This is a genomic window from Phaeobacter sp. SYSU ZJ3003 (assembly GCF_041300735.1).
GTDB classification, from domain to species: Bacteria; Pseudomonadota; Alphaproteobacteria; order Rhodobacterales; family Rhodobacteraceae; genus Phycobacter; species Phycobacter gallaeciensis_A.
Genome location: NZ_PXNU01000085.1, coordinates 1 through 13174 on the forward strand (window position 1 = coordinate 1; position 13174 = coordinate 13174).

General features: G+C 61.2%; 10 protein-coding genes and 1 pseudogene. 1 reads left to right on the top strand and 10 read right to left on the bottom strand.

All coding sequences use genetic code 11. The features are described from left to right. The first annotated feature begins 704 nt into the window (after positions 1-704). Entirely contained in the window at positions 705-1370 is a 666-nt protein-coding gene (locus C6W91_RS19985) for a TetR/AcrR family transcriptional regulator (protein ID WP_369924049.1), read from the top strand. Here C6W91_RS19985 and C6W91_RS19990 read toward each other — a convergent pair. From C6W91_RS19990 to dctP, 10 genes and pseudogenes are all read right to left on the bottom strand, one after another. Next, positions 1354-3021 carry an amidohydrolase gene (locus C6W91_RS19990; RefSeq protein WP_370571466.1) on the bottom strand — a complete coding sequence of 556 codons (1668 nt, stop codon included), beginning with the start codon at positions 3019-3021 and terminating at the stop codon, positions 1354-1356. The two genes, C6W91_RS19985 and C6W91_RS19990, sit on opposite strands and share 17 nt — an antisense overlap. Positions 3022-3082: 61 nt before the next feature. Further along, entirely contained in the window at positions 3083-4105 is a 1023-nt protein-coding gene (locus C6W91_RS19995) for an extracellular solute-binding protein (RefSeq protein WP_370571467.1), read from the bottom strand. 46 nt (positions 4106-4151) lie between these two features. Further along, positions 4152-4952: an ABC transporter permease gene (locus C6W91_RS20000; RefSeq protein ID WP_369924053.1), complete on the bottom strand. Its 801-nt coding sequence runs from the start codon at positions 4950-4952 to the stop codon at positions 4152-4154. Next, the gene (locus C6W91_RS20005; RefSeq protein WP_369924054.1) at positions 4945-5856 is read right to left on the bottom strand and encodes an ABC transporter permease; all 912 of its coding nucleotides are present in this window, start codon (positions 5854-5856) and stop codon (positions 4945-4947) included. The genes C6W91_RS20000 and C6W91_RS20005 overlap by 8 nt, the downstream gene beginning before the upstream one ends. 4 nt (positions 5857-5860) lie before the next feature. After that, on the bottom strand, positions 5861-6937 hold the full coding sequence (locus C6W91_RS20010; RefSeq protein WP_370571468.1) for an ABC transporter ATP-binding protein: 1077 nt from the start codon (positions 6935-6937) through the stop codon (positions 5861-5863). Between the two features lie 264 nt (positions 6938-7201). Then, positions 7202-8025 (bottom strand): annotated as a pseudogene (locus C6W91_RS20015) (transposase). Between the two features lie 359 nt (positions 8026-8384). Continuing rightward, positions 8385-9947 carry a M81 family metallopeptidase gene (locus C6W91_RS20020; RefSeq protein WP_369924058.1) on the bottom strand — a complete coding sequence of 521 codons (1563 nt, stop codon included), beginning with the start codon at positions 9945-9947 and terminating at the stop codon, positions 8385-8387. Positions 9948-9951: 4 nt separating this feature from the next. Continuing rightward, positions 9952-11241, bottom strand: a complete 1290-nt coding sequence (locus C6W91_RS20025; RefSeq protein WP_370571469.1) for a TRAP transporter large permease — start codon at positions 11239-11241, stop codon at positions 9952-9954. Further along, positions 11241-11753 carry a TRAP transporter small permease gene (locus tag C6W91_RS20030; RefSeq protein ID WP_369924061.1) on the bottom strand — a complete coding sequence of 171 codons (513 nt, stop codon included), beginning with the start codon at positions 11751-11753 and terminating at the stop codon, positions 11241-11243. Before C6W91_RS20030 ends, C6W91_RS20025 begins: the two co-directional genes overlap by 1 nt. Positions 11754-11922: 169 nt before the next feature. Further along, positions 11923-12924, bottom strand: a complete 1002-nt coding sequence (gene dctP, locus C6W91_RS20035; protein ID WP_369924063.1) for a TRAP transporter substrate-binding protein DctP — start codon at positions 12922-12924, stop codon at positions 11923-11925. Between the last annotated feature and the right edge of the window lie 250 nt (positions 12925-13174).

A 13174-nucleotide genomic window follows, 5' to 3' on the forward strand; every position in this document is an offset into this window, starting at 1 on the left:
CTTTTCGTCATAACCATCATCCTTACTTAAGTTGATGGTCTCCGACAAACTCGGAGCGATTCAGACCGCCCAAACACCAGATTTGACAATAGCTCAATATCCCGTCGGCAGAAGCAGAGGCCAATTTCCGCGCCACTCTGGAAACTGAGGACATTACCGCGTAAATAACTGAAATCAGTCTCTGGCAAACCCGGTGCGGTTCACACCCCAGTTTCGAACGGCCCATGGACATGCTGTGTTCAGCCTCGATCGGCGCGGTCTTCTGCCTGAAAATTTTCCGCTTAGCCTGCAAAAGCCGCGACCGGCATCCTATGCTAGAGCTTTGTGGCCGCATGTGTCGAGGACCATGTCTAGGTCTACGATCCGCTTTGTACCAATGACCGGCTGCTTCTGGGCATGAAGGGCAGCGTCAGCGAGTTAGAGCTTGGCGTCTTGCGCATGCACATGGTTGAGGCGGGTGTTTCGCAAATATATCCGCAGACCGGACGCAAGTTTCTTACCGGACACAGTTTTCCTGCCTGCATGCGGAAATCAGCAAAGTGCTTGCCTCCGGTAGTAGGCTCGCACGCAGGCGGCTGAAACCGAGGTGGGCACAACCGCCCTACCCCCAGCCTATCCGTCCAGGCTGGCTTGCTCGCGCAGCTTTCAGGCAATAAGTTGCGGGCTCCAGTCGTCCCTATGAACCCCCAAAGTGTTTGCAAGCATTGACCAGTACCAGCCAATCCAAGCTAAGCCTGAGGGCTCTTAATCAGGCGCAGCGGCGCGCAGCAATCCTGTCTGCTGCGGAAGAATTGTTCCTTTGTAAGGGGATCGATGATACCCTGATGTCCGAGGTTGCGGCCCGTGTCGGCGTCTCCACCCCAACCGTCTTTAACTATTTCGGCACCAAGGTCGAGCTTCTGCTGGCAGTTATCATGAAAGCGCATGACGCCGCCCGCGAACGGGTGGAACACAAACGCGCGACATGGCATGGCGATGTGCCCAGCGGCGTCGTCAGTATTCTGCAGGTTTTTTCCGGGATCTCGCACCGGATCTTGTCCAAGCAGGCTTGGCGGTATGCAGAGGCGACAAATATCAGCCATCCGCAATCGGAATTCGTACAAGCCTACCAGAAAATAGACGCACACAATACCGCCCTGCTGCAAGCATTTCTCGCCGAGGCTCTACCGCCGCGGTTTAAACAAACAGGCACAGCCGAGGTGCTGGCCCGGACGCTCTACAACAACTGGCTAGCCCGATTCATTGCCTTCATCCGCGATGACGGGCAGAGCGTGGACAGCTTCCACGCTCTTGTCCGACAGGATGTCCATGAACTGTTGGGGTTGCTCCTGGACGGAAGCGCCCCCAGTCAGTTTACGCCTCCCAAGTAATTCGGCCGCCGCACAGCGTCGCCGCAGCGCGGGCCTGATCTAGCGTCTCCGGTTCCATCGCTTCCAGATCGTGTGACATCACCACCACATCCGCCATCATGCCCGGTTTCAGCTGCCCCTTCCGGCGCTCGTTAAACTCTGCCCAAGCGTTGCCCGCGGTATAGCTTTCCAAGGTATCCATCAGGCTCTGCGCCTGGCTGCACCAAGGGGCTTCCAGTTCCAGCGGCGCCACCGCCGCCTTGACCGAGCGCATAACGTCTACCGGGATCACCGGCCAGTCGGTGGAGAAGATTACCCGGGCGCCGCTCTCTCGAATTTTCTGGTACGCATAGGCTAGGGAGATCTGCTGCCGGTGCAGCATCGCCCCAACACCGCCGGGCGGGAAATAGCCGCCAAAGGGCGCGTGGCCAGGCTGAATCGACGCCAGCACTCCCAACTCCTTGAACCGGGGCAGATCATCCGCGTGCAGCACCTCGATATGCTCGATCCGGTGGCGGCTGTCCCGTGCGCCATTCGCAGCGCGGGCCGCCGCATAACCGTCCAGCGTCCGCCGCACGGCGAGGTCGCCGATCGCGTGAGTGGCGATCTGCAACCCCATTGCGTCGGCGCGGATACAAGCAGCGTTGAAATGCTCCGGCTCGAAAACCGCATCGCCGATGTGATCGGTGCCGGGATAGGGCTGCAGCATCAGTGCAGTGCCGCTTTCGACCACCCCGTCCATGAACATCTTGACCCGGTTGCACCACACCATGTCGCTATTGAAGCGCCGCCGCATCTCCTCCGCTTCGGCAAATCGATCCAACGGATCCGGACTTTTATAGTGAAACGGCACCTCGGTGCGGCACAGCAATGTGCCCTCGGCTTCCATCTCGGCCAGCAGTTCCAGCTGATAGAAATTGCCGTCCATGTTATGCAGCCCGGTGATGCCGTGGCTGGCGCAATGTTTCAGCCCCTGCTCCAGCGCCGCCTTGTCCAATGCCCGCTCCGCTGCGGTAGCGGGCGGCTGCGGGTCGGCGCCGGTCACCAGCCCCATCATGTCTCGGCCCGCGTGGCGCGTCATGCGCAGCACCGGCGCATAGGCCGAGGGCTCCTGCAGCTCGCCGGTGGCCAGCCCGTCTGCGCTCATCACGATCTGGGCGCCAGCTTCCACCGCGCCGCCGCGTAAAAGCCCCGCGGCCTCCAGCGCCTCTGTGTTGGCCCAGATGGTGTGGTGATCCGGCGCAAACATCGCAAAGGGACGCTCCGGCAGCACCCGGTCAAGCGCCTGCCGCGTGGTCCTGAGGCCCGGCCCGAGGATCGCATAATCGGCCTGCACCGCGAAGACCAGCCGGTCCTGCGGGTGGCGGGCCGCCCATTCGCGCACCTTGGCGGTCAATGCTGCCTCCCCCTGCACCCCGGTGAGGTCCAGACAGCCAAGTTCGACCGAGCCGCCGAACAGATGCACGTGGCTGTCGATGAAGCCCGGCAGGACGGTAGCGCCGCCGGCGTCGATTACGCGGCTGCCGGGGCCGACCAAAGCGCGAATTTCGGCGGTGCTGCCGACCGCGGCGATCCGCCCGTCTGCGATGGCGAGCGCCTCGGCCCGCGGGCAGGCGCTGTCAAAGGTGATCAGGCGGCCGTTCAGGATTATTGTTTCAGGGGGCAGGGTCATCAAATGCTCCGTCGGGAATACGCCGCGGCCGCGCCAGACGGGCGGGCCGCGGCGGGTCACGTTACTTCTTCACTTCGGTCCAGATCTTCGAGTAGATCCGCTGAACCTCCGGCGGGCAGGCCTTGGCGACATAGCCCGCATTCATCAGCGCCTCGGGGATCACCACCTCGGGCGCTGACGCCATCACCTCGTCCATATGCGGTTCGGACCCGGCAATGCCGTTGGCATAGCGGGCAAAGTTCGACAGCATCGCAGCGTTTTCCGGCTCCATGATGAAATTCAGGAACAGCTTGGCATTTTCCACGTTCTGCGCATCCGCCAGCACCGCGGCGTTGTCCATCCAGATCGAGAAGCCTGTCTGCGGGTAGCCGAACGCCACCTCCTCATTCTGCAGCCGTGCCCTGAACGAGGCGCCGTTCCAGTTCACCCCGGCCGCGAGGTCGCCCTTGGCATACTGCTCGATATTGCCGTAAGCCATCGACAGCCAGTGCTCCTTGGCCTCGACCAGCTTGTCGCGCACCTGCACCAGCACTTCCTTGTCGGTGGTGCATTGCTCGCCGCCCATGTAGTGGATCGCCATGCCCATCACGTCGAGCATCTCGGGCACCACGTTGATCTTGCCCTTCAGCTCTTCCGGCGGGTCAAAGATCAGCCCGGCGCTGTTCACGTCACCGCCGTAAACCCCGGTGTTCACCGTCACGCCCACAGTGCCCCACAGCCACGGCACCGTATAGGCGCGGCCGGGATCGAACTCCACATCGACCCAGCGCGGATCCATGTGCTGGAAGTTCTCCATTTCATTGGGATTGGACTGCATTAGCAGTCCTTCCTCGATGAAGATCGGCACATAGGTGCCCGAGGGTACAACGATGTCGAAGCCGTGGCCGCCTGCCTTGATCTTGGCCAGCGCGGTGTCATTGCTGTCATAGTCGGTCAGGGTGACATCGACGCCATGCTCCTGCTCGAACTTGTCGATCAGCTCTGGACTGGTGTAATTCCCCCAGTTGTAAATGTTGAGTTTGCCCTCGGCCCAGGCCCCGCCCGGAACCGCGGCCAGCGCTGCCGCTGCCAAAATTTTACTCATTCTTGTTCCCTCCTGTTGGGTTTGCAGTGTTATGCCGCGCGGCCGGTCACTTACGGGTCCGGCTTAGAAAGAAGAATGCAGTCACCATCAGCACCGAGACCGCCAGCAGCGCGCTGGAAATCGCGTTGATCTCGGGGGTGATCACCCGACGCAGCTGGCCCAGCATGTAGGTGGGCAGGGTGTCCTGTCCGGCCGATTTCACGAATTCGGTAATCACCACGTCATCCAGCGAAATCACGAAGGCCAGCATGGCCCCGGCCAAGATCCCCGGCCACAGCTGCGGCAGCGTCACCCGGCGGAACACCTGCAGCGGCGTGCCGTAAAGATCCGAGCCCGCCTGTTCCAGGCTGAGGTCCATCCCCTGCAGCCGCGCCCGCACCGGCATGAAGGCAAAGGGAATGCAGAAGGCCGAATGCGCGAGGATCAGATAGCCCATGCCGGTATAGCCGGTGGCCTGTTTGACCGCGGCAAAGACAATCAGCAGCGAGACTGCGGTGACAATCTCGGGCACCATCAGCGGCTGATTGACCAGCGCAAACACCAGCGACCGGCCGCGCCAGGGTTTGCCGCGGGTGGTGGCGAGCGCCGCCAGCACCGCCGCTGAGGTGGCGACCGCCGAGGCAGCTGCCGCAAGCCCCAGCGACCGCAGCGTCGCCTCCTGCACCCGCTCGTTCTCCCAGGCGGAAGCATACCAGCGCCAGGAAAACCCTTCCCAGATCGCGATCGAACTGCCCGCATTGAAAGAATAGGCCACCAGCAGCAGTATCGGCAGATACAGCAGCACGAAACACAGGATCGCGATGCTGTTGAAGCCGGGCTGGCGGCGCACATCAAACCCCTTAGCCATGAGTCTCGTCCTCCGCTCCGGTTGCACGCACGTAGAAAACCAGCGCCACCATCACCACCGCCAGCAGCGTCAGCGACAAGGCCGCGCCCAAGGGCCAGTTGCGCAGCTGGCCAAATTGCAGCTCGATCAGGTTGCCCAGCATCAGCTGCTTGCCGCCGCCCAGCACCCGCGGGATCACATAGGCCCCGAGGCAGGGTACGAAGACCAGGATCGAGCCCGCGACCACACCCGGCTTCACCAGCGGCAGGATCACCCGCCGCAACACCTGCAAGCGCGAGCCGTAAAGGTCGTAGCCGGCCTCCACCAGGCTGAAGTCCAGCCGCTCCATCGAGGCATAGACCGGCAGGATCATCAGCGGCAGATAGACATAGGTCATCCCCAAGAGCAGCGAGAACTCGGTGAACAGCATCTGCACCGGCTCGTCGATCACGCCCAGGGCCATCAGCAGCGTGTTCACCGTGCCCTGGTTGCGGATCAGCTCCATGATGGCAAAGGTGCGGATCAGCAGGTTGGTCCAGAACGGAATCATGATCAGCAGCATCCACATGTCGCGCTGATGCGGCGGCCGGGTGGCGATGAAATAGGCCGTCGGCACCCCCAGCAGCATGCACAGCAGCGCGGTCAGCAGCGACAGCTTGACCGACCGCCACAACACGGCCAGATGGGCATCGGCCAGCTTCAGCTCCTCGGTGAAGAAGTCCCGTTCAGCGACCACGTTAAACCAGGACTGCAGCGTGAACTGCCACTCCACCCCGCCGTAATCTCCGGGCGTGAGAAAGGAATACAGCACCACCACGATCAGCGGGCCGCTGGCGGCAAGGGTCAGAAGGATCAGCGCGGGGCTCAGCAGCAGCCAGCGGCCGCGCTGGCCCCGGCGTCTGCGTGCGGCGGAAAGACTGGCCATCGCGTCAGTCCCTCAGAACCTGGCCGCAGCCGGGGGCAAAGGCGATGCCGACGCGGTCGCCGGCCTGGCACGGCTGTTCCCGCCCCGGCTGGTTCTGTTCCCGCACCACAAAGCTGCCGCCGCAGTCGAGGTCGACATGATACTGGGTGCCGGTGCCGAAATAGACCACCTGGCGCAGCGATCCGGGCAGCAGGCCGCTGTCCGCCCCGTTGATCACCGCGTGTTCCGGCCGCACCGCCAGGGTGACCCGGCCGCCCGCGCCGCCCGACCCCGGCGCAGCCCGCGCGGTGATTTCGGCGCCGGACCCCAGCCGGATACTGGCGGCACCGCCCTTTGCCGACAGCAGATCCGCCTGCAGGAAATTGGTGTCGCCGATGAAATCCGCCACAAAGCGTTCGGCCGGCTGGTCGTAGATCTCCCGCGGACTGCCGATCTGGCGGATGGTGCCCGCGTTCATCACCGCGATACGGTCCGACATCGCCAGCGCCTCCTCCTGATCGTGGGTGACAAAGACAAAGGTGATGCCGGTTTCATGCTGCAGCCGCTTCAGCTCCAGTTGCATGTCCTTGCGCAGCTTGAAATCCAGCGCCGACAGCGGCTCGTCCAGCAGCAGCACCCGCGGCCGCGGCGCCAGGGCCCGCGCCAGCGCCACCCGCTGCTGCTGCCCGCCGGAGATCTGCCCGGTCTTGCGGTCCGCCATCGGAGTCATCTGCACCAGCTCCAGCATTTCCCCGACGGTGGATCTGATCTCGGCCCGGGGCCGCTTCAGCATTTCCAGGCCAAAGGCGATGTTCTCGGCCACCGTCATATGCGGAAACAGCGCGTAGTTCTGAAACACCGTGTTGACCGGGCGCTGATGCGGCGGCTTCGGCAGCAAATCCTCGCCATCCAGCAGCAGGCTGCCGCTGGTCGGGTCATGGAAACCGGCAATGGTGCGCAGCAGCGTGGTCTTGCCGCAGCCCGAAGGGCCCAGCAGAGTGAAGAACTCGTTCGGCTGGATCGTTACGGAAACATCGTCCAACGCCGTGAAACCCGCCTGCCCTTCCCCGAATACTTTGCTGACGTTCGCGATCTCGATCATGCCTACGGTCCCTCGCTCGTCTCTCTGCCGCCCTGCGACCGGAACGGCACGGAACTGACTTTATTGCGCACGTTTTGAAACCAGTACGTTCCTTGGCCAGAACACGGGACTGGGATCCAACGCTCATCGGAAAGCTTACGTTTTGATCAAATTGTTTGTCAATAATTTTTTATCGAATAAAAAATAATTATGCACCCGTTGATCAAAGAGACATTCTTGCAGAACTCCCTTCTCAAAGCCCGATTACCCTTGCTCACTCAGAGCTTAGGCGATGCGGATGTGGATTTCGGTGGCCTGGCGGCTAGGGTTTTTAGCTGCGATGCGTTCTCCGAATGCCTCCAAACAGCGCATCTTGACCTCAATCGGGCTCCGGGGATAGTACGCTGTCCAGCATTCTCAGGAGGCCCGGTTGTAGTACCGGTTGGCGCGCAAGGTTTTGTTTCAGATCTGCGCAATCGGGCAGCTATTTTGTACGGTCGGCCGTTCTTGCCCGTGGGATAATCAGGACGGAGCCACGCCCGATGATGGCAAGGGGCAACGGCGAGTGTCATAAGCTCCATCTGCGGTCACACGGCTGGTAACTGCGTCGTTCGGAATCTGATCGAGCCGGTCCGGCGGGACCGGACTGTCACCGTCTCGGCTGGGGATGAATTTAACAGCACGAATATCGGACGTGCCAACATTCATCGCAAGACGCACCTGGCGCCATCGACGCCGCCCCTGAACGCCATGCTTGCGGACCTGCCAGTGGCTATCGGCAAGGAACTTGATCCCGGTGTCGGCCACGAGCAGGTTCACCGGCCCATCGGCGCAACCTCAGGGGATCTAACCCAACCTGTCCAATTGCGAAAGATTGGCGGCGATCCCGGTGGTCTGCCGGAGGAGCCGCTTAAACAGAACCATGATCGACAGGCAGAACTGGATCGCCGCTTTCAAGAAGACCAAGGACGCCCGGCCCGCCCTTTGTGCGGTGCGAGCCAGGTCATCATTTTAAGTATCCGGGTCGGGAACGAACTGCGCTTCCTGAGCGCAACGTTGTAACAGAACCAATTCGCCCTGCGGCGGCAGGGATATGCGAACCTTTCCATTTGCCCCTTTTAACCGCATAAATTTGTAGCGCGGCTTCATAGCGTTCAGAGCTCTGCAACAACGCCGTTGAGAGCACAAAGGCCTCGACAACCGACGCGAAGGGGTACATGGACAACACGGAAGCGGAAAAAGGTCATATGCCGATTAAAGCCTCCGATCTAGGCACCAAGCTTGCCCACTGCCCACGACCAGATCAGCACGATCTGCCGCCCCCGCAGCTTTCGCCTTTCCAAGCTCTCCTACCGCCTCACCAAAGCTGAAGCATTCGACCTGTGGGGCGGATATGGCTGAACGCCATCCACCCCAAATTTCAAGCCAAGTCCGGAAACTTGGCACCCCCTCTCCTGCTGTTAAGGCTTCAACGCTTATCACTCTGGCACACTATTTTGCCGTTTACAGGGGCGTCTAGGCCATCAACTTGACCTAATTTGCGAGTGCTTTCCGGTGACAGGCGCAAGTCCGGACGGGCTTTGCGAAATTGCAATCGGGACGGGTCGACCGGCGCGATGCCAGGCGCGTCAACAAGATCGATGCGAGATGCGATTGGTGAGAAGTCCGCGCGGAAATGAGTCGAACTTTTGATCACCAGCACCCCCAGATTTTTGGGTTCGAGACCCACATGCCGCAGAACGGACTGATCGGCGGTTTGGGCCGCGTGCGAGCCCAGCACGATCCGAACGCGCTCCGGTGTTTCGATCACGGCCATCCGGCCGAAATTGAACTGGAGCCCGCGAAACATCGGTCCGGTGGCCATGAACGGCCCGTCGGCCAGTGCAATGACACATGCGTCGGTCTCAAACGGTCTGGCGCCCGGCAGCGAACCACCCCCGAGCCGAAATCGGCCCGAACGTCCGATACCGAGCTCGTGGGCTACATTGGCGGCCCCGGCATCGATCAGGGTTGCGAACACAGCACCCGCGGCGCCAGCATTCACCAAAGCTTCGAGCAAGCCCACCGTATCGCCGGGACCGCCGGCGCCGGGATTGTCCTGGGTGTCCACCAGAATGATCGGACCCTCAGAGCCACTTGCGTCCCGCAGCGCGCGTGCAACCGCATTATCGGGTTGCAGAACCTCGGGCATGAAGCCCGGTTCGTTGCTCGACGCCCACGCGGTTAGCTGATCCGCACAGGCCGCGGCGATCTCGGCGGTTTCGGCGTAGGCGAAGGCCGCAGGTCCGACCTGATAAATGTCCGAGAACGGGAAACCGGCGGCGAAGGCGCAGCCGACAGCGCCCGGATGGACCTCCAGCGTGTCGGGAACAACTGTCCGGTACAGCGTCGAAGCCGGTTCCACATCGGTGCAGCCGCCGTTCAGCGGGATCAGGAAATCCAGCTTGCGGAACGCTTTGGCCGGCCGTGTCCCGCTGTCGATCATACCCAACAGTTTTTGGGTCACCCGGGCACCGGTTTCCGCCATATCGGTATGCGGATAGCGACGGTAGGCATCCATAAAATCGCCAAGGTCCACCATCTCTTGCGTGACGTTGGCATGAAGGTCGAGCGACACGGCTATGGGGATTGTTGGACCGACAATCTCCCGGATCCTGCGCAGCACCTCGGCGTCGCCGTCTTCGAAATCCTCGGACACCATCGCACCGTGCAGTTCGACGAAGATGCCATCCAGCGGCCCGGCAGCCCGCAGCCTGTCGCAGATGTCGCCCAGGATGCTTTCAAACGCGCTCCGCGCCACTGTCCCCGACGGGGTGGCAAAGCACCAAAGAAGCGGAACGATGTCAACCCCGGCCTCTTGCAGCGTGGCAATGGCTCCGCCGATGGGCAATACCGACCCGGCAAGCTCAAGCACATCAGCCCCGGCTTTCAGACCCGGCAGATCCTTTTGCCGCTCGAAATCGGCCCGGTCGGTGAGGGCTGGGAGAAAAGTGTTGGTTTCGTGCTGAAAACCGCAAACAGCAATTCGCATTATGTTACCCCATGACCAGTTTAGGAAGCCAAAGTGCCAGACTCGGCACCAGCGCCAGCATTGCCACACCGCCAATCAGGATCAGCCAGTACGGAATGGTCGCGCGTGCTATCTCTCCGATGCCGGCCTCACCCTTGGTGATAGACGACAGTACGAACAGGTTCGGTCCAACCGGCGGCGTGATCATGCCGATCTCGATCAAAACGGTGATGAGTACGCCGATCCAAATCGGGTCAAACCCGTAGCCGACCAGCAGCGGAGCCACAAAGGGTGTCGACAGCAACAGAAGCGAGATGCCGTCAAACAGGCAGCCCAAGATCAGGTAGAACAGCACGACCGCCAGCAGAGCTTCGTATTTGCCGAGATTGAATCCGAACAGGAAGTCCAGTGCCTGCCTGGGAATCCCGAGGATGCCGATCGCCTGCTTCAGGATCACCGCTCCGGCGATCACGAAAATGATCGCACCGAATTTCAGCATCGTGCTCAGCACCGTCTCGACCAGAAGGTTCCAGTTCAAGGTTCCGACGGTAAAGCCAAGCGCGAGCGTAAATACCACACCGAACCCGGCGGCCTCGGTCGGCGCGGCCAGTCCGGCATAGAGCGGGCCGAGGATCGACCCCATCAGCGCCACCAGCGGCCAGATCTGTACGAGGTTGCGCAGGATCTCGCCCAGCGTGGGCTTGGGGCCTTCGTGTGGTGTTGTTTCCAGATTCGAAAGCGAGACAATTGCGATGAAGACCATAAAGGCAAGGCCAAGCAGCAATCCCGGTACGACGCCCGCGAGAAACAGCCGGGCGATCGAAACTTCCTGCATCGCACCATAAAGGATCAGGGCGATGCTCGGCGGGATCAGCAGTCCGAGCGTGCCGGCGCCAGCGAGGCTCCCCAACACCGCCCGGCGGTTATAATTGCGGCCTCGCAGCTCCGGATACGCCGCCGCGCCAACGGCTGCGGCAGTCGCTGTGCTGGTGCCGCTGACCGCTCCGAACAGGATGCAGACGGCCACGTTTGTATGCAGCAGCTTGCCGGGGATGCGCTGGAACAGCGGCGCCAGTGCGCTGTAGCTACGCCTGCTAAGGCCGCTGGCAAAGAAGAGGTCGCCGACCAGAATGAATATCAGCACTGATGACAGGGTGTATTTGGTAAAGTCGTTCCAAAGGGTTTCGGCCGCCATGACCGCGGCACCACCCGCAAAGAAGTGCAGCAGAAGCAGCCCGGTTCCGCCGAGCACGCAGCCCAGCAACGTACCCGAGAGCGCCAGCATCAGCAGGCTGCCTGTCAGTGTTCCCCACATCACGTGGTCTCCCTGTCTTTGACATTGATAAGGTGGCGGCGGTCGTTACCGGAAACCGCTCCGAGAAGGACGATGGCCAGCATCGTTGCCAGACAGACCGGCGCCAGCATCATCCACGGGTAGAGGTCGAGCCGTGTTATTTCGGACTTTGCACTGATCTCCCGCGAGAACTCGGCGTTTTCGATCCCCATGGCGACCAAGACCGCAAGCATCCCGATCAGCGCCAGCGCGGCGAACACCCGCAGAACCGCGTGCAGCGACTTGACTCCGATTGCATCAACGAAATCCATGCGGATATGGCGACCTTCCCAAGCCGCAGCCGGCAGGCTGAGAAAAGCGGCCGCATAAAACAGCAGGCCGACCACTTCTTCGGTCGCATTCCAAGGACTGCCTAGGGCGTAGCGCATGACCGATGCAGCAAACACCATCAGCGAGAGCGTCACCCCTGCCAAGGCCGCCAGCCAGAGCTGAATGCGGGCCAGCCAGAACAGTGCGGTATCAAGGTAAGTCATGGGTGATCTTCTCTGTTTTGGAACCTGGTGAAATTAATAGTAAATTGACTGTCTCAGCCGCCCTTTTCGGAGAAGCCCTTTGCCGTGTTTCGTGGGTGCGTCTGACAGGAGGTTGCACACGGCAGAGGATGCGCGGTTCTTTGCACCGCGCACCGATCTTCCGGAACAGTTACTTGGTCAGCAGATTGTAGGCCTCGACCGATTCCGGCCCGGCCTTTTCGGCCATCTCAAGCCACACTTCGCGCGCCGTGGTCACGATCTTGGCAAGGTCTTCGTCGCTGAATGCAGGGAGCTGTGTGAACCCTTGTTCTGCGCGTGCCTTGCGAGCCTCTTCCTTGCCTCCGGCCTTCTCCAGTTCGGCCCGCAACGAATGCTCTGAAATCCACTGCCCAGCATCGCGGATCGCCTTCCGCTCCCCATCGGCCAGCCCGGCCATCTTTCTGGAGCTGATCCCCAACGCCACCGGGATCGAGGCGAATGGGAAGATGTAGCTTTCGTTTGGCGCAACTTCGTCCAACGACATCAGCGGCGCAACTTCGCCGAGGTAAATGGTGCAGTCGATCACACCGGTCTGCAGCGCCACATACATCTCGGTCTGCGGAATGATCTGGGCGGAAATGCCGAGGCGGGTAAAGGTTTCCAGCTGGTGGGCGGTCCAGACGCGCAGCTTCTTGTCCTTCAGCCCTTCCAGAGTACTGACCGGTTCCTTGCAAAACAGCGAGACGTCGAACAAGGGCGGCTGCACGTAGCCGACATATTCGATACCCCATTTGTCGAAGGTCTGCTGATAGATCCCTTCAATGACCGGCACAGCCGCCTCATGGGCCGCAAAATTACTGATCGCGCCCTCGACATAGGCGGCGGTAATAGTCGGCGCGTCGCGGTTGTAGTAAGGGCCATATACCCCGCCGGCCCCGACGAAACCGCGCTTGAGGTGACGCAGAAGATCGGAAACCTCGATGCCAAGCGAGCCGGGGTAGTTCATCTGGAATTGAACATCCCCTCCGGACAGCTCCTCCGCCTTCGCTGCGAAGTCGCGCATATAGGCCGAGCTTGGCCGCTTTTCGCTGACCGGCGAGAAGAATGTGAGCTCGTCGGCAAAAGCGGAGCCAGCAATCACCGTGCTCCCGGCAATACCCACGACCACCTTGAAGAAATCCCGTGCGCTCATGTTCACCTCCCTGACTGAACCTGTTCCGACGCTTTTAGCAACGTAAGCGGCGGCCACGCCCCATTGTTTTTTTGCTTTCGCGGTGTCGCGGAGGGTTGAAGCGGATGGCTGTCGGGAGCTCGTCAGGGACTACGAGACGAGATCCTTATGAGCCTTCAATCTGGTGGGCGTATGAATCGCTCGGGTTTCATCGGAGACCTATAGCTTCATTTCACGCGACCATATCGAGCACGTCGCGCTGTGCATAGAA

Excerpts from the sequence above, each read along its gene's own strand:
- C6W91_RS20025 (WP_370571469.1), bottom strand. The coding sequence starts at position 11,241 with ATGTGGGGAACACTGACAGGCAGCCTGCTGATGCTGGCGCTCTCGGGT.
- dctP (WP_369924063.1), bottom strand. The coding sequence starts at position 12,924 with ATGAGCGCACGGGATTTCTTCAAGGTGGTCGTGGGTATTGCCGGGAGC.
- C6W91_RS19990 (WP_370571466.1), bottom strand. The coding sequence starts at position 3,021 with ATGACCCTGCCCCCTGAAACAATAATCCTGAACGGCCGCCTGATCACC.
- C6W91_RS19995 (WP_370571467.1), bottom strand. The coding sequence starts at position 4,105 with ATGAGTAAAATTTTGGCAGCGGCAGCGCTGGCCGCGGTTCCGGGCGGG.
- C6W91_RS20030 (WP_369924061.1), bottom strand. The coding sequence starts at position 11,753 with ATGACTTACCTTGATACCGCACTGTTCTGGCTGGCCCGCATTCAGCTC.
- C6W91_RS20000 (WP_369924053.1), bottom strand. The coding sequence starts at position 4,952 with ATGGCTAAGGGGTTTGATGTGCGCCGCCAGCCCGGCTTCAACAGCATC.
- C6W91_RS20020 (WP_369924058.1), bottom strand. The coding sequence starts at position 9,947 with ATGCGAATTGCTGTTTGCGGTTTTCAGCACGAAACCAACACTTTTCTC.
- C6W91_RS20010 (WP_370571468.1), bottom strand. The coding sequence starts at position 6,937 with ATGATCGAGATCGCGAACGTCAGCAAAGTATTCGGGGAAGGGCAGGCG.
- C6W91_RS20005 (WP_369924054.1), bottom strand. The coding sequence starts at position 5,856 with ATGGCCAGTCTTTCCGCCGCACGCAGACGCCGGGGCCAGCGCGGCCGC.